The organism is Xanthomonas sp. CFBP 8151, assembly GCF_011761885.1.
Lineage (GTDB): Bacteria > Pseudomonadota > Gammaproteobacteria > Xanthomonadales > Xanthomonadaceae > Xanthomonas > Xanthomonas arboricola_B.
On record NZ_JAASQZ010000004.1, the window covers coordinates 191,299 to 207,796 of the forward strand.

9 protein-coding genes are annotated in these 16,498 nt (G+C 67.6%); 6 read left to right on the top strand and 3 right to left on the bottom strand.

The features are described from left to right. The first annotated feature begins 24 nt into the window (after positions 1 to 24). Positions 25 to 285, top strand: coding sequence for a YcgL domain-containing protein (locus FHT08_RS17610; RefSeq protein WP_104585241.1), 261 nt, complete (start codon positions 25 to 27; stop codon positions 283 to 285). Beyond that, complete coding sequence (locus FHT08_RS17615; RefSeq protein WP_166776068.1) at positions 278 to 3,598, top strand: ankyrin repeat domain-containing protein; 3,321 nt, start codon at positions 278 to 280, stop codon at positions 3,596 to 3,598. The genes FHT08_RS17610 and FHT08_RS17615 overlap by 8 nt, the downstream gene beginning before the upstream one ends. Positions 3,599 to 3,923: 325 nt before the next feature. Here FHT08_RS17615 and FHT08_RS17620 read toward each other — a convergent pair whose 3' ends face one another. Beyond that, positions 3,924 to 5,270: an ATP-binding protein gene (locus tag FHT08_RS17620; RefSeq protein ID WP_166776070.1), complete on the bottom strand. Its 1,347-nt coding sequence runs from the start codon at positions 5,268 to 5,270 to the stop codon at positions 3,924 to 3,926. A gap of 217 nt (positions 5,271 to 5,487) precedes the next feature. Between FHT08_RS17620 and FHT08_RS17625 the strand changes: the two genes are divergently transcribed. Together FHT08_RS17625 and FHT08_RS17630 are read left to right on the top strand one after the other, a co-directional pair. Next, complete coding sequence (locus FHT08_RS17625; RefSeq protein WP_166776072.1) at positions 5,488 to 7,629, top strand: YadA-like family protein; 2,142 nt, start codon at positions 5,488 to 5,490, stop codon at positions 7,627 to 7,629. Positions 7,630 to 7,668: 39 nt separating this feature from the next. After that, positions 7,669 to 9,525: a S8 family peptidase gene (locus tag FHT08_RS17630; RefSeq protein WP_166776074.1), complete on the top strand. Its 1,857-nt coding sequence runs from the start codon at positions 7,669 to 7,671 to the stop codon at positions 9,523 to 9,525. Between the two features lie 297 nt (positions 9,526 to 9,822). On the opposite strand, the gene FHT08_RS17635 is transcribed toward FHT08_RS17630, so the two are convergent. Continuing rightward, entirely contained in the window at positions 9,823 to 10,527 is a 705-nt protein-coding gene (locus FHT08_RS17635) for a response regulator transcription factor (protein ID WP_166776076.1), read from the bottom strand. Between the two features lie 105 nt (positions 10,528 to 10,632). Between FHT08_RS17635 and FHT08_RS17640 the strand changes: the two genes are divergently transcribed. Beyond that, on the top strand, positions 10,633 to 12,432 hold the full coding sequence (locus tag FHT08_RS17640; protein WP_166776078.1) for a glycoside hydrolase family 15 protein: 1,800 nt from the start codon (positions 10,633 to 10,635) through the stop codon (positions 12,430 to 12,432). Beyond that, positions 12,429 to 14,276, top strand: coding sequence for a glucose-6-phosphate dehydrogenase (gene zwf, locus FHT08_RS17645; protein ID WP_166776080.1), 1,848 nt, complete (start codon positions 12,429 to 12,431; stop codon positions 14,274 to 14,276). The genes FHT08_RS17640 and zwf overlap by 4 nt, the downstream gene beginning before the upstream one ends. A 109-nt stretch (positions 14,277 to 14,385) precedes the next feature. Here the strand turns inward: zwf and FHT08_RS17650 are convergent, their stop codons facing one another. Continuing rightward, entirely contained in the window at positions 14,386 to 16,185 is a 1,800-nt protein-coding gene (locus FHT08_RS17650) for a monovalent cation:proton antiporter-2 (CPA2) family protein (RefSeq protein WP_104537648.1), read from the bottom strand. Between the last annotated feature and the right edge of the window lie 313 nt (positions 16,186 to 16,498).

Here is a 16,498-nt window from a genome sequence, read left to right on the forward strand (position 1 = left end):
CCGATCGAGCGCGACCACGCGCGCATGCACGCCTACGTCTATAAAAGCCAACGCAAGCAGGACACCTTCGTCTATCTCGCCACGCGCGACGACTTCTCCGGTCTTCCCGCCGCCGTGCACGCGCAGCTGGCGCCGTTCGCGTTCGTGCTGGAGGTGGCGTTGACGCCCGAGCGCCGCCTGGCGCAGGCCGACGTGGCCACGGTGCGCGACGCACTTGGCAAGCATGGCTTCTATCTGCAGCTGCCCAAGACGGTGGTGCTGGCGGGCGAGTGCGACTATGACTGAGGCCGCACGGGCCGCACGCGTGCGGGCCGCAGCGCTGGCCGGGGCGGCCGGCGTGGCGTTGTCGTTGCTGGGCGGCATCGGCGGCGGTGTTGCCGCGGTGGCGCTGTGGCTGGCACAGCCGGCGTTCGCGCTGGCGGTGTCGTGGGCGCGCGGTACCCGCGCATTGCCCAGCCCGCCGCGCGCGGTTGCGCAGGCCCTGCCGCCGCTGCTGACGGTCTGGGGCGTGGGCCTGCTGGCGCTGGCCGCCCTGATCAGCTGGCCGCTGACCGCCCTGCGCGACAGCGGCAGCCTGGCTGCCGCGTTGGCCCTGAGTGTGGCGGTCAGCGCTGCGCTGCTCGGGCTGTGGCGGACCTGGCCGCTGTGGGGCGAGGTCGAGCGCGATGGCGGCGCCCTGGCCCCGCGCTGGCATGCGCTGGCGACGCAGGAGTTGCACGCCTGGCGCGGCCTGCTCGCCGCTGCGCTGGTACTGGCGATGTGCACGCTGGTGGTGGCGCTGGCCTGGCCGGGCTGGCTGTCGAGCAGCTTGCGCTGGAGTCTGGCGATCGCCGCCAGCGTGCTGCTGCCGGCCGCCCATCTGCTGTTGCAGCGCACCGCCGCGCCGGGACGCAGCGACGCCCCGGCGGCGCTGCAGGCGGCCGATTTCTTTTCCGAAGCGGCGGCCGAGCCGCGTCCGCTGGAGCCGGTGGCCCAGCATCAACTGGTGCCCGAGCTGTTCGAGGCCGCGCGCAGCGGACGCGTGGACCGCGCGCTGCAGTTGCTCGATGCCGGCGCCGACCCGCAGGCGATGCCGCTGCCGGAGTGGCGCGACCAACGCAGCCTGCCCGCGCTGGCCGCGGTGCTGCCGGACCTGCGCCTGCTGCGCGAGCTGATCGTGCGCCGTGTCGACGTCAACCAGCCGCACCGCGGCATGACCCCGTTGCTGGCCGCCACCCGCGACAGCTGGCACGGCCGCCCGGACGCGGTGATGACGCTGCTGGCCAACGGCGCTGACCCGCGCGCCAGCGACAACGACGGCAACACGCCGCTGCATCACGCGGTGCGCAGTTCCGACCCGGGCGTGGCCGCGCTGCTGCGCGATGCCGCCGCCGAGCTCGACGCGCTCAACAACGAAGGCCACTCGCCGCTGGCGATGGCCTGCCAGGTCGGCAACTGGCGGCTGGCCAAGTTCCTGCTGGAACGCGGCGCGCATTCCGAGCCGGACGGTGGCGCGCCGGTGCTGCTGGCGGCGGCCGGCACCGAGGAAGACGACCCGGCCGGCGTGCAACTGTTGCTCAAGCACAAGGCGCGCGTGGATGCGCGCGACCGCCAGCGCCGCAGTGCCCTGCACGAAGCCGCCCTGGCCGGGCACGGCGACATCGTCGAGGCGCTGCTGGCGGCCGGCGCCAATCTGGAAGCGCGCGATCTGCTTGGCCGTACGCCGTGGCTGGATGCGGCGCGGCAGGCGCGCAGCGGCGTGCTCGAACGCCTGGTCGCGCGCAAGGCCGATGTGCTGGCCATCGACGGCGAGGGCCGCAATGCGGTGATGCTGGCCTGCGCCGCCGACAGTGTGTCGCCGGCCCTGATCCGGCGCCTGCTCGACCTGCAGGTGCCGGCCGACAGCACCGACGCGCACGGCCGGCGCGCGGTGGATGTTGCCGCCGAAGCCGGGCGCTGGGCGATCGTGCAACTGCTCGATCCCGGCTATCCATTGCCGGCGGCGGTCAGTGATGCGCAGGGCGAGACCCCCGGCGTTGCGCTGCTGCCCGACCGCCCGCCGTTGGTGCTGCTGCGCGAAGGCCTGCAGTTCGGTCAACGCGACGGGCTGGTCGCACTGGCCCGCCTGTGCGGCCCGGAAGAACTTGGCGGTCTGCTGCACGACGCGCACCTGGCCTTGAACGCCGATGCGGTGGACTGGCTGCTGCGCCACGGTGCCGATGCCGAGGTGCGCGATGCCTGCGGCGATGTGCCGATGTTTGCGCTGCTCTCACGGGGCGTGGAAGCGGTGCCGGCGCTGCAGGCGCTGCTGCGCCATGGCGTGTCGCCGGCCGGTGCCGGCGGTCTGACACGGCTGCTCAGCGCCTGCGTGCAGCACGATGCGGCATCGCGCGGGCTGGAACAGTTCGCGCTGGAACTGCTCGAACGCGGCGCCGACCCGTTCGCCGCGTCGGCCGCCGGCGATCCACCCTTGTCGCTGGCGGTGCGGCTGGGCTGGCTGCGCCTGCAGCAGTGGTTGCTGGAACACGGCGTGGACCGCGAGGCGCGCGACAGCCACGGCATGACCGCGCTGCATCTGGCCACCGCGCTGGGCCGCGAGGCATCGCTGAAGTTGCTGGTCAAGCAGGGCGCCTCGCCGGAAGCGCGCGCTGCCGACGGACAGACCCCGCTGGGCGTGGCGCTGTCGATCGGCCGCCGCGACCTGGCCGACTGGCTGGACTGGCGCATCTGGTCGCTGCCACACCGCAGCCTGCGCGAGGCGGATGTGCCGGCCGCCGCGATGGTCGGCGACACCGATGCGGTGCGGCGCCTGATCGATCTCGGCCTGCCGGTCGATGCCATCGATGCCCAGGGCTGCACCGCGTTGCTGCGTGCCGCCGGTGGCGGCCATCTGGGGGTGGTGGCGCATCTGCTCGATCGCCACGCAGACCCGCAACGCGCAGCCAATAGCGGCGCCACGCCGTTGTCGGCGGCGGTGAGCATGCGTCAGACCGAGATCGTGGCCGCGTTGCTGCAGGCCGGTGCGCAGATCGAGCATCGCCTGCCCGGCGGCGTCACCGTGCTGATGCTGGCCTGTGCGCTGGGCCTGCCGGATATTGTGGCGCGCCTGCTCACTGCGGCCGCCGATGTGCACGCCAACGACGACCAGGGTCTGGCGCCGCTGCATTGCGCCGCGCTGTATGGCTTCACCGCGCGCGACAAGAGCCGCCTGCTGGCCTTGCTGGATACCTTGCTGCTGGCCGGCGCCGACCCGGACTATCTGGCCGGTGGCCGGGTCAGCGCCTTGTTGCTGGTGCTGGGTGCACGCGCCGAGCCGGGCACTGCCTGCGACGAGCAGGTGGTACTGGCCGGCGTCGAACGCCTGCTCGACGAAGACGTGTCGCTGGATGTGGCCGATCAACGCGGCTTCGGCCCGTTGCACCTGGCCGCGCTGCACGGTCTGCCGTTGCTGGTGCAGCGCCTGCTGCGGGCCGGCGCCGATGCCGACCGCCGCGACGCGCTCAACCGCACCCCGCGCGAGATCGCGATCATGCGCGGCTTCATCGATGTGGCCGGCCAGTTCGAACCCGCCTTGCCGGGTGTGTCCTCGATGGCGCGCTTCCTGCGCGAAGGCCGTTAGGCGCGCCGGCTGCGCATTGCATGCCTGGGCTGCGGTTAGCCGGACATTGTGGCGTACGGCAGGCGCGTGCCGTCGCATTTGTACCCGAAGGCTGCGGACGTTTCCTTGGCGCCTGAAGACGGAGCTGCGCGAGCGCCCGGCCACCCCGGCATCCATGCCCAGAGGAAGCTCGGCTGGTCAGATCGGCGACGGCCATGCGTAAGGAGCGGTGCATGGTAGCCGGTACGCCTGCATTCTACGAACGACCGGATGCGCGACGAACGGTCTCGGGCATTGTCGCCTCGGTCGCATTTCGGCCTGATCCGGCAGAGTCGCCGTCTGCGCTCTAGTGGGAACGCGGAAATTCCATTCGAAACGTCGTGCCGCGCCCGGGGGCGCTCTGCACGCTGATGCTCCCGCTCGCCTTCGTGATGAGGTCATGGACAACGGTCAGGCCGAGTCCGGTGCCGCTATCGGCAGGTTTTGTGCTGAAAAATGGCTCGAAAACGCGCGCGGCGACTTCGGCAGGCATGCCTTCGCCGCTGTCTGCGACGACGACGATCACGCGGTCGGTCGTGGATCGCACTGCGATGAAAAACGTCCCGTTGCCCTTGATGGCGTCGCGCGCATTGGAGGCAAGGTTGAGCAGAATTAGTTCGAACTCACTCCGGTCGAACAGGATGTGACATCGCGTGTCGGGGCGTTCGTACTGCAGCACGATCGGGGCTTCCAGTAGCCGCCGCAGCATTGGCCCCAGGACGTCGATTGCATCGCCCGCATCGAAGACCTCTGCTCTCGCTTCGTCCAGGCGGCTGAAACGGAGCAGGCGGCGGCCGATCGCCATTCCGCGTCGTGCGGTTGCTTCCACCGCCGCCAAGCTGTCCTCGAGTTGCTCGACGCGCTCGACGTCGGTGCCGCCATCGTCATGGTGCCGCTCGGCCGAGAACCCAGCGATGACCGAGAGGATGTTGTTGAAGTCATGCGCCATTCCGCTCGCCGTACGTTCGGCGACTTCGCGCTTCTGGGCATGAATTAGTTGCGCATGCGTGCGCTCGCGTTCCCGGATCTCGATCGCCAATGCTTCTCCGCGCTCGTTCGATTGCCGCAACGTCTCTCGTAACGCCTCGGTCGTCCGGTCGATTAGGATTGACACGAGGAAATAGCTGAAAAGCGTAGATGGCACGTTGTAGAGCGCGCGCAACGGTGTCTCGTCGTATAGCACCATCGCGTCCCGCGCCGCGCCTATCCCGACCGCCATCACGAGCAAGCCAAAGGTCAGCCAAAGCGGTTTCCGCCCGAGGACCAGTCCGCTCAGGATCAGCACCAACATCTGCGCCAGCTGATCGGGAAGTTGCCGCTCGAAGCCGTTGACCAGCGCATTGACGAACAGCATCGTGATCAGCGCGGCGAGCAGCATGCGCACGGTCGGTCGAAACCGACCGCGGCGAATCATCCAGACGCCGATCATCGCCAACACCGAGAGAAGTGCGCTGAAACCCAGCGAGACGGCAAGAGGCCAGGGGAAGTCGCCTCGGCTGAGCGCTTCCCATGTCACCGCGATACCGAAGGCCATGGTGGCGGGGATGGTGAGCGCCAGAAACAGCAACAACACCTGGATGACACGCGCATTGCGCCGGTCCACAGCGTCGGCGATCGGCAAGCGGTCGAGCCAACGCAAGATGGGACTGGGCATGGTCGGAGCCGGGCTCGGGGCGGTGAGAATTCGGTGATCTTGCTGTGAGAAGTCGCTGGTGACAACTAGCTGGTGGCGCGTCTATGTTCTCGGCTGGGGGCGCGACGTTACCCGATCGGGGTGACAGGGCCAAGACAAGGACGTCGCAATCAGGGGGAGGCGTCTCAGCAGTGTGGTCCCTGCGCGCCTTGTTTCTATTTATTTGCCGAGAAAGCCAATGAACCAGATCAACCATCCTTCACTGCCGTCCGACCGCAGCGGCGTCCAGATCTTCACGAGGAACTGCGCGCCGCGACGCCTGCATCTGAGTGGGGCAATCGCCATCGGTTTGCTGCTGGCGCCGACCCTGCACGCGCAACAGGCCGATAACGGCGGCCATGTGCCCAATGCGTTGCTACTTCCACAGGCATTGGAGACGGCGGATGTCGCGCTCTACTTTCAGGCGGGGGGCAGCAGCGAAAGCAGTGCGGGCGCTTACGTCGAGGGCGAAAACACGCTTGCGGCAGGCGAAGCGTCGTCCGCGATCGGTGCTGGAGCTTCCGCGCTCGGTGCCGGCGCGGTCGCATACGCGGATGCAGCGACAGCACTGGGCACCGATAGCTTTGCCCAAGGCGCTTCTTCGACGGCCGTGGGTGGGAGGCTGGCACTGGACTTTACCCCGGGCAACGACTTCGGTGCTGTGATCAACCAGCAAACGACGGCAATCGGAATGGCGTCGACGGCGAACGGGGCGGGTGCTCAGGCCAAGGGAGATTTCAATACCGCCATCGGTGCAGGCACCCTCACCGAGGGCAAGTCGGCGGTGGCGCTGGGTGGCATCGTCGACGTCCAGGAAGACGAGCTGGGCTCCGATTTCGCGGGCAGCGTCCTGCAGAACACGCAAGCTTCCGGCCGGCTATCGACGGCGATCGGCGGCGGCGCTCAGGCAACGGAGTATGCGGCAACGTCGCTAGGTGCCTTGGCGCAGGCGTCGGGCATACGTTCGATCGCGATCGGCTACGTCGCCAGGGCCACAGGCTACGATGCGACCTCGATCGGCGATCGCGCCGAGGCAAGGGCGGATTGGGCCACTGCGGTGGGCTCCGGTGCGAGGGCGCTCGCGTCCAATTCCGTGGCGCTCGGTAGCAATGCCAACGCGTGGGCGGCCGGGTCGACGGCGGTGGGCGCGGGCGCGATGGCCAACAACGAGAACAGCACTGCACTGGGCAACGGATCCTGGGCGGCTGGTCGCAACAGCCTGGCGATGGGCGGTGGCACCGTCTGGGCCGGCTCCTTTGGCAGCCTTCCAGAACCCATTCTGTACACCGACAGCCTGGCGATGGGCTGGCGCTCGGAGGTCTACGGCAGCCGGTCCGTCGCGATCGGCCCGGGCGCCTTCGTCGGCGGATGGAGTCTGTCGACCGACCCCAACGCGCCGTTGATCATCGACGACAGCGTGGCGCTCGGTTCCAACTCGATCGCCGATCGCGGCAATACCATCTCGGTCGGACATGCGGGCGGCGAGCGCCAGATCGTCAATGTCGCGGCGGGCACGCGCGATACCGATGCGGTCAATCTTTCCCAGCTGCGGCAGATGTCCGGCGGCTTCATCGACTTTGCCACCGAAGCCAATGCCAGGATGGCGGCGCTGGGCCTGCGCGTGAGCGGGATCGAGACGCGGATGGATGACGACGCCAGCGCCGGCGCCGGCGCCGACAGAGGCGTGGCGGTGGGTCGAACCGGCGCCGCGACGGTCGCGCCCGGCACCCAGTCGGTGGCGGTCGGTGCCTCGGCATCGGTCAGTGCCGACAATGGTGTGTCGGTAGGCGATGGCGCCAGCGTGTCGGCAGCCCAGGGCACGGCCATTGGCCAGGGAGCGAGCGCGACGGCGGAAGGATCCGTCGCGCTGGGGCAGGGCGCCGTGGCCGAACGCGCGAACACGGTATCGGTCGGTAATGCACAAAGCGCCCGGCAGATCACCCGCGTCGCAGCCGGCACCGAGGCAACCGATGCGGCCAACGTCGATCAAGTGCGCTCGGGCGTGGCCGAGGCGAAGTCCTACACGGATCGCCGCCTGGCGGACTGGAGTACACAGATGGATCAGTACCGCGACGACATGGACCGGCGCTTCCAGACAGTCGATCGTCGCTTGGATCGTCAGGGTGCGATGACCTCGGCCATGGTCAGCATGGCCACCAACGCGGCGGGCGTGCAAAGCGAACGCGGTCGCATCGCGGTGGGTGCCGGCTTCCAGAGCGGCGAGAGGGCGCTGTCGGTGGGGTATGCCAAGAAGATCGGCGAGCGCGCGTCCTTCAGCTTGGGCGGCGCCTTCAGTGGCGACGAAAAGACCGCGGGTGTCGGCTTTGGTGTCGATCTCTGATCACACTTCTTTTTTTCCTACTGAACCAGAGAGAGACTCATGAAGAAGCGTACTCCCCTCGCAATCGGCATCACTTTGGTCTTGTCCACCGCGACGGCTCTCGCAGCGCAAGGCGGCATCGACCGCACGGTGACGCGCGATCCGATTCAGAACCAGCAGCAACCCTTGGAGCGTGGGCAGCGCTTCGTGGTGAAGACCAAGACTTCTGCCGTGCCGCGCGCCGTTCTCAGCGATGCGCTGGCGAGCTCGGTTCGTCGCGCGGGGCTGGTCGGGACTACCGCCCCCGGCGCACGCCCGGCCGGCGTGCCGGCCGCCCAGGCGCAGGTGCTGCGTAGCATGGCGGTGCCCGGATGGTACGTCGTGCAAGCGTCGAGAAAGCTGACGGACGCCGAGTCGGCGAGCTTCATGCGGGAGCTGGCGGCCGATTCCTCCGTGGAGACGGTTGAGGTCGATCGGCTCTATCGCCGTGCAGACACGGGACGTGTGATGGGGCCGACGTTCGTTCCGAACGACCCCAATTCGCAGCGACTTCAGTGGAATTTCTACAACCCCACCGGTGGTGTCCGCGCCGAGAAGGGCTGGGATATCTCGACCGGCAAAGGCGTCGTCGTGGCGGTCGTGGATACCGGCATCGTGGAGAACAACCCGGAACTACAGACCAATGTCCTGCCGGGCTATGACATGATCACCGACAGGCGCGTGTCCAGGCGCGACAGCGACGGACGCGCTCCGGGCGGCTGGGACGTCGGCGACTGGGTCGAGGCCAACTATTGCGATGCACTTGGATGGGACGGCAACCCACCGGAGGGCAGTTCCTGGCACGGGTCCCATGTGGCAGGCACGATCGCCCAGCAGACCAACAACAACATTGGTGTGGCGGGGTTGGCCTTCGACGCAAAAGTCCTTCCGGTGCGTGTGCTGGGGTCCTGCGGTGGCTTCGGCAGCGACATTGCCGACGGCATCCTGTGGGCGGCGGGCGCGCCCGTCGCTGGGCTGCCGACCAATCCCAATCCCGCAGAGGTCATCAACATGAGCCTGGGAAGCGGAGGACCCCAGACGTGTCCGACGCTCTACCAGGATGCGATCGACAAGGTCACCCAGATGGGGACGATCGTGGTGGTGGCGGCCGGCAACTCCAACGCCGATGCCGGCACGTACACGATGGGCAGCTGCAGCAACGTCATCGTCGTCGGTGCGACGCGCGTGACGGGTGGAAAGGCGTCGTACTCCAGTTGGGGGCAGCGCGTGGATCTATCGGCGCCCGGCGGCGGCGGCGGCATCGATGGCGATCCCGACGGCTACATCTTCCAGGTCGTCAACGAGGGAACCACGCGTCCCACGGCGAACTGGATTCTGGGCGGCTTCACAGGCACATCGATGGCCTCGCCGCACGTGGCTGCTGCCGTGGCAATGGTGCAAAGCGTGGCACCCACACCGTTGAAATGGGATCAGATGCGCGAATTGCTGAGGAAGACGACCAGGCCGTTTCCCGTGTCCGTCCCGACCGCCACTCCGATGGGATCGGGCATCCTGAATCTGGATGCCTTGCTGCGCAATGCCACCGAAGCGCCCTGCACGAGCAACTGTGCGCCCCCGACCATGTTGCTCGACAACAAGCTCGAACTCAGGGGGCTGGCCAGTTCCGGCGATGATGCCGTTTTTTCTTTCCGATCCGAGGCGGGCAAGACGCTGAGCTTCATGACCTTCGGCGGCACGGGCAACGTGTCGATGTACGCGGCCTTCGAGCGTGTGCCGTCGGCGACCGACAGCGATGCGCGTTCTGTGCGCAGCAACAGCAACACGGAAACGGTGCGCTTCACTGCCCCGAAGGCGGGCACTTACTACATCAAGCTCACCGGCACCTACGCCGATCTCACGATCGTCGCGCGGCAATAGACGGGAGGTGATCCGGCGAGGCTATCCGGAGCGTCGCCGGCCTAGCCTCATGGGCTGTCTGCCAGGGCCGGTGCGATGGCCGCAGTGAAGGCGGTCAGCCTTCCGCGCATTTTGCGGAAGTGCTCTCATTCCCTGGCAAACGGCATGGCCGGCACGTCGCTCGATGCGCGTGACCGGAGTCGTTCGCCGCACTGGCCCGTGGCGTGTCTGGCACAGGACCGACCGTGCTCGGCGGGCTGCACCATGTGTCCCGACGACCGGGTGGCGGCACCGGCTCGCCGTTGCGGCGGGGCGCGCTCAGCCGCTCGGATCGAGGATGTAGCCCTCGCCGTGCACCGCTGCCAGCGGCAGCGCGGCGCCGCAGCGGCGCTGTGCCTTGCTGCGCAGGCGGTGCACCATCGAGTCGAGCCGGTGCATGTCGAAGTCGTACACGTGGTCGGTCAGCGCTGCGATCAGCGCCTCGCGCGAGACCAGTAAGCCGGGCTGCTGGAGCAGGCGCTGGCACAGCCGTCGCTCGCTCGCGGTCAGCGCGGCGACGGCACCAGAGGGGGCCAGCAGGCACCAGCCATCCTCGCTCAGCTGCCAACGGCCGCGTACCGGTGCAGAGGGCGCGCGGCCTAGGCGCCGGGTCAGGCTGTGCAGCGTCGCCGCCAGCAAGTCGATCTCCACCGGCTTGGAAAGATAGGCGTCGGCGCCGCCGGTGAGTCCGCGCACCCGGTCTTCGGTCTGGCCCAGGCTGGTCAGCATGACAATGCCAATGCCGGGATGCCGTTGGCGCAGATCGCGGGCCAAGGTGAAGCCGTCGGTATCGGGCAGGCCGACATCGAGCACGACGATGTCGGTCGGATCGGCCTGCAGTCGCGACTGCAGTTCGGCGCCGGTGCCGCAACCGTGGGAATCGAAACCGAAACGGCGGAGACCGGGTAGCAAGATGCGCTCGCGCAGCATCGGATCGTCCTCCAGGACCAGGACACGTAGGGCGGCGGCGGGATAGGCATTCATGTGCCAACGCAGTGTAGCCGCCGCCGCATGCGCGCGTCGCCGCCCTTACGTGAAGCAAACGCGGTTGCGGGCAGACTGAGGTCTTTCCAGCCAACGACAAACACAATGGTTTCACGTATCGAGGACCATGCCATGCTGGGCAATTGCCACAGCGCGGCCCTGGTCGACCACCGCGGCACCATCGACTGGCTGTGTCTGCCACGTTTCGATTCCGACGCGTTTTTCGCATCCCTGCTGGGCGATGAGCAGCACGGGCAATGGGCGTTGTCGCCGGCCGGCGACTTTCGCAGTGAACGTGCCTATGAAGACGACAGCCTGGTGTTGTGCACGCGCATGCGCACCGACACCGGCACGGTGGAACTGGTCGACTTCATGGGTGCCAGCGACGAAGGCGACGGCCACCAGCACCTGGTGCGGATCGTGCGGTGCGTGCAGGGCGAGGTGCCGATGCACATGCGCCTGACCTTCCGCTTCAACTATGGCCGTACCGTGCCATGGGTGACGCACATCGATGGTGGCATCCGCGCCATTGCCGGCCCCGACCAGCTTGCCCTGCGCTCGCCGCAGGCGCTGCACGGCGAGGACATGGGCACCGAAACCGACTTCACGCTGCGTCAGGGCGAGAGTACCTGGTTTCTGCTCAGCCACGGCCTGTCGCATCAGCCCACGCCGGCGGCGATCGATCCGGAACAGGCGCTGCAACGCACGACCGCGTTCTGGCATGGCTGGGCGCGTCGCTGCACCGATGTCGGCCCCTGGACCGCGCAGGTGCGTCGCTCGTTGGTGGTGTTGAAAGGGCTCAGCTATCTACCGACCGGCGGCATCGTCGCTGCGCCCACTGCATCACTGCCGGAGCATCTGGGCGGCACCCGCAACTGGGACTACCGCTACTGCTGGCTGCGCGATTCGGTGTTCACGCTGATTGCCTTGCTGCAGGCCGGGTACCGCGATGAAGCAGGGGCCTTCCGCGATTGGGTGCAACGCGCCATCGCCGGTTCGCCGGATCAGCTGCAGGCGCTCTACGGCATCGCCGGTGAGCGCCGGCTGCAGGAATGGGAAGCGCACTGGCTGCCCGGCTATGAAAATTCCGGCCCGGTGCGTATCGGCAACGGTGCGGTGGATCAGTTCCAGCTCGACGTCTACGGCGAGCTGATCGGCGCGTTGCATTACGCGCGCGAAAAGGGCGTGGCGCCGCCGTCCGATGACGAGGGCTCGTCGGCATCGTTGCTGGAGAAGGTGCTGGAGACGCTGGAAACGGTGTGGCGCCTGCCCGACGAAGGCATCTGGGAAATCCGCGACGAGCGCCGTCATTTCGTGCATTCCAAGGTGATGGCCTGGCTGGCATTCGATTGCGGCGCGCGCGATGGCATCACCGACGCCGATGCGGCCAAGCGCGCGCACTGGGGGCGCATCGCCGACGACATCCGCGCCGAAGTGCTTGAAAAGGGCGTGCACCCGGACGGTCACTTCGTGCAGAGCTACGGCTCCGATCGCCTGGATGCGGCGTTGTTGCTGATCCCGATCGTGGGGTTCCTGCCGGCCGATGATCCGCGCATCGCCGCAACCGCCGATGTGATTGCACGCGATCTGACCATCGATGGATTGGTCGAACGCTATCGCGCCGACGACAGCGCCGACGGCTTGCCGGCCGGCGAGGGCACCTTTCTTGCCTGCAGCTTCTGGCTGGTGGAAAACTACGCCCTGCTCGGGCGCACCGAGCAGGCACGGGTCCTGCTCGAACGTCTGCTCGGGCTGTGTAACGACGTGGGCCTGCTCGCCGAAGAGTACGACCCGCGCAGCAAACGCATGCTTGGCAACTTCCCGCAAGGGTATTCCCACGTGGCTCTGGTCAATGCGGCATTGCGCCTGCACGGACGCATGGGCGAAGAGGAAACACATCCATGAACGAACAAGCCACAACCCCGCCGTGCATCATCGTGGTGTTCGGTGCGCGCGGCGATCTGACCAAGCGCCTGGTGATGCCGGCGCTGTACAACTTGCGTCGTTCCGGCGCACTGGGCGAGCAGTTCGCCATCGTCGGCATGGATCACGGCGATATCAGCGAGCGTTCGTGGCGTACGATGATGGGCCAGTCGATGACCGCCCTGCTCAGCAGCCGCGATGCCGAATTCCAGACCGACGAGTTCGATACCGGCACCTGGGAATGGCTGCGCGAGCGCATGCATTATCTGCGCGGCGATTTCACCGACCTGGGCGCCTATCAAACCTTGGATGCCGCACTGGAAAAACTGCACAAGCGCTACGGCACCCAGGGCAACGTGCTGTTTTACCTGGCCACCGCCGCGCGCTTCTTCGAGCCGGTGTTGCTCAACCTGGGCGGCGCCGGGCTGGTCAAGCAACGCGAGGGCGAGGGCTGGCGTCGGGTCATCGTGGAAAAACCGTTCGGCCACGATCTGCCCAGCGCCGTCGCGCTCAACGCCACCGTCGCCAAGGTCCTGCACGAGGATCAGGTGTTCCGCATCGACCATTTCCTCGGCAAGGAAACCGTGCAGAACATCCTGGCGTTCCGCTTCGCCAATGGCCTGTTCGAGCCGGTGTGGAACCGCGACCGCATCGACCATGTGCAGATCACCGCCGCCGAAACCATCGGGGTGGAAGGGCGCGGACGTTTCTACGATCCCACCGGCTGTCTGCGCGACATGGTGCCCAATCACCTGTTCCAGTTGCTGGCGATGATTGCGATGGAACCGCCGGCCGCGTTCACCACCGAAGCGATGCATCGGCGCCGCGCCGAGGTGATCGAAGCGGTGCGCCCGATCAAGCCCGAAGACGTGGTGCGCGGCCAGTACGCCTCCGGTGCGGTGAGTCGCAGCGCAGTGCCGGGGTATCGCGAAGAAGACACGGTGCCGGAAGATTCGGAAACCGAAACCTACGTGGCGATGAAACTGCAGGTCGACACCTGGCGCTGGGCCGGCGTGCCGTTCTACCTGCGCACCGGCAAGCGTTTGCGCGAGCGCACCACCGAGATCGCGATCCGCTTCAAGCCTGCGCCGCTGGCGCCGTTCCGCAGCACCGAGGTGGGCGGTTACGGCCCCGACTGGCTGGTGTTGCACATCCAGCCTGACGAAGGTATTTCGCTGCAGTTCGATGTCAAGCGCCCAGGCGCGCAGGTCAGTCTGGCACCGGTGCGCATGGACTTCCGCTACCGCGACTGGTTCCCCAAGGAATACACGGTGGGCTACGAGCGTTTGCTGCAGGACTGCATGAATGGCGAAGCCGGCCTGTTCCAGGACGCGGCAATGGTGGAAGGTGCCTGGCGCATCGTGCAACCGATCCTGGACGCCTGGAAGCAACCGCCCAGCGACTTCCCCAACTATGCCGCCGGCAGCGCTGGCCCATCGGCTGCCGATGCCTTGCTGGCCATGAACGGCGGACACGCCTGGCGCGCGCTCACCCCGGGCCGCAAGCCACCGCCGCGGCGCGCACCGGAAGCGCGTGGCAGCGCCACGACGCCGATCAAGAAAGCCACCGGCAAATCTGCCAAGAAGGTCGCCAAGGTCACCAAGGCGCCAGCCAAAAAGGTCAGCAAGGCGCCAGCCAAACGCGCATCCGCGGCTTCAGCAAGACCATCGCAGGATGCGGCTACGGCGCCTAGCAGCGCGGCCAAGAGCGCCGTGGGCAAACGCGCAACCGGCAAGGTCGCAAAGACCGCCGGCAAAACCGCGGCGGGCAAGGGCGCAGCGAAGACGTCGGCCAGCAAGACCGCAGCGCGTACACCACGCCGCTGACGGAGGCGAGCGGCATACAGCCGCCGCAGCTCCACGTAGGAGCGTGCCTGCGCGCGACGGGCTTTATCGGTAATGCCTGGTCGCGCGCAGGCATGCTCCTACGAAACGCTCAGCGATCCTGCGTGGTGGGCGCGGGTTCGGCCTTCACGTCGGCCTCGAACAGATTCATCAGATCCGTGCGTGCGTCGCGCGAGGTCTGGATCACCTTGGCTTCGTCGTCATAGACAAGGTGTTGGCGATGCAGTAACTCTTCGTCGTGCTGGCGGAACCGTTTGACATGATCCCTGGCGACCGCCTCGCCCAGTCCGAGCGAGGTCAGCACGCGTTCGCTCAGTTCCAGGCTGGAGGCAAACACCTCGCGAAACGGTTCGGCACCCAGGTCCATCAGTTTCCAGGCGTGCTGGCGATTGCGTGCACGTGCCAGCACGGTGGCCTGCGGGTACAGGCGGCGGATCAGCCGCACCGTCTTGATGTTGGTCTCCGGGTCGTCCACCGCGATCACGAACACCTTGATGCGATCGGCGCCGGCGGCGCGCAGCAGTTCCGGTCGCGTGGGGTCGCCGTAGTACAGCTGGCTGCCGAAGCGGCGCAGGTCTTCCACGGTATCCGGGTTGTGTTCCAGTGCCACGAACGGCACATGCCGCGCGGTGAGCAGGCGCGCGACCACCTGACCGAAGCGGCCCATGCCGGCGACCAGCACCTTGGGCGTCTGCGCATCGATGGTGTCGAACGGGCGGTCGGACTTGGGCGCATGCAGCCGCAGCGGCCCGTTGAGGATGCGCTGCATGCCGAGCAGCAACAGCGGCGTCAGCGCCATCGACACGCCGACGATGGCCACCAGCCGGTCGTGGTTGGCGCGCTCCAGCAAGCCGACCCGATCGGCCTCGTTGAACACCACGAAGGCGAACTCGCCGCCCAGCCACAACACGCTGCCCAGCATCAGGCTGCTGCGCAGCGGCAGCCTAGCCACGCTGCCGATGCCGACCAGCAGCGAGAACTTCACCACCAGCAGGATCGCCACGCCGCTGGCGATCAACCAGGGCTCGGCGACCACCCGGTTCAGATCGATCCCCATGCCCACCGAGATGAAGAACAGCCCCAGCAGCAATCCTTCGAACGGCTCGATCTGCGATTCGAGCTCGTGGCGGAATTCCGAATCGGCCAGCAGCACACCAGCCAGAAACGCACCCAGGCTGGCGCTCAATCCGGCTTCCTGCATGATCCAGGCGGTGCCCAGCACCACCAGCAAGGCGCTGGCGGTGAACACTTCCGGCATGCGCGTGCGCGCCACCATGTTGAACAGATAGCGCAGCACGAAGCGTCCGCACAGGATCACCAGCGCCAGTGCCGCGACCGCCTTGGCCACGTCCGGCCACGCCAGCGTGGCGTTCTTGCTGCCGCCGAGCAACGGAATCGCCGCCAGCAACGGAATGGCGATCAGATCCTGAAACAGCAAGATGGCGAACGCCAGGCGCCCGTAGTCGCTATTGAGCGCCTTGCGTTCGGCCAGCAGCTGCAGGCCCACCGCGGTGGACGACAACGCCAGCGCCACGCCGACGATCAACGCGCTTTTCCAGCCCAGGTTGCCGAGCATCAGCAGGCCACCCAGGATCAGCGTGGTCACCACTACCTGGGTGGCGCCGGCGCCGAACACCGAATGACGCATCACCTTCAGGCGGGCCGGCGACAGTTCCAGGCCGATTACGAACAGCAGCATCACCACGCCGATTTCGGCCGCGCCGCTGATGCGCTCGGCATCCTGCACCACGCCCACGCCATCGGGCCCGAGCACCACACCGGCGACCAGATAGGCCAATACCGCGCCCAGGCCGAAGCGCTTGAACACCGGCACCGCCACGATGGCGGCCAGCATCAGCACCAGAGCCAGTTCCAGACCACCGCTATGCATGCGCGCTCTCCGTTGAGGTACGCATTATGCCGCCCGCAGCGACATGTCGGCCTGGATCAGCGTGTGCTGCCTGCCACACTGCAGGCGATCGCCATCGAACGCCGGGGCATCCTGCGCGACATACGCGCCATCTTCCGGCTGCTCCCCATGTGGATCTGCCGCAGGTGCGCGTGCTGCGTCCGACGCACGGCCGCCCGATCGAGACCTTGAAGCCATGCCGTGCACGGTCGCCTGGACGCGCGCTGAGCGCCGCCCGCGCGGGGGCATTGACCAAGCCGGCGCAGGCGCGCAGACTGCGCCGCGCCGCCGCCCG

Coding starts and splice junctions, on each gene's coding strand:
- FHT08_RS17615 (WP_166776068.1), top strand. CDS start 278: ATGACTGAGGCCGCACGGGCCGCACGCGTGCGGGCCGCAGCGCTGGCC.
- FHT08_RS17630 (WP_166776074.1), top strand. CDS start 7,669: ATGAAGAAGCGTACTCCCCTCGCAATCGGCATCACTTTGGTCTTGTCC.
- FHT08_RS17625 (WP_166776072.1), top strand. CDS start 5,488: ATGAACCAGATCAACCATCCTTCACTGCCGTCCGACCGCAGCGGCGTC.
- FHT08_RS17635 (WP_166776076.1), bottom strand. CDS start 10,527: ATGAATGCCTATCCCGCCGCCGCCCTACGTGTCCTGGTCCTGGAGGAC.
- FHT08_RS17640 (WP_166776078.1), top strand. CDS start 10,633: ATGGTTTCACGTATCGAGGACCATGCCATGCTGGGCAATTGCCACAGC.
- FHT08_RS17650 (WP_104537648.1), bottom strand. CDS start 16,185: ATGCATAGCGGTGGTCTGGAACTGGCTCTGGTGCTGATGCTGGCCGCC.
- zwf (WP_166776080.1), top strand. CDS start 12,429: ATGAACGAACAAGCCACAACCCCGCCGTGCATCATCGTGGTGTTCGGT.
- FHT08_RS17620 (WP_166776070.1), bottom strand. CDS start 5,270: ATGCCCAGTCCCATCTTGCGTTGGCTCGACCGCTTGCCGATCGCCGAC.
- FHT08_RS17610 (WP_104585241.1), top strand. CDS start 25: ATGCACGCCTACGTCTATAAAAGCCAACGCAAGCAGGACACCTTCGTC.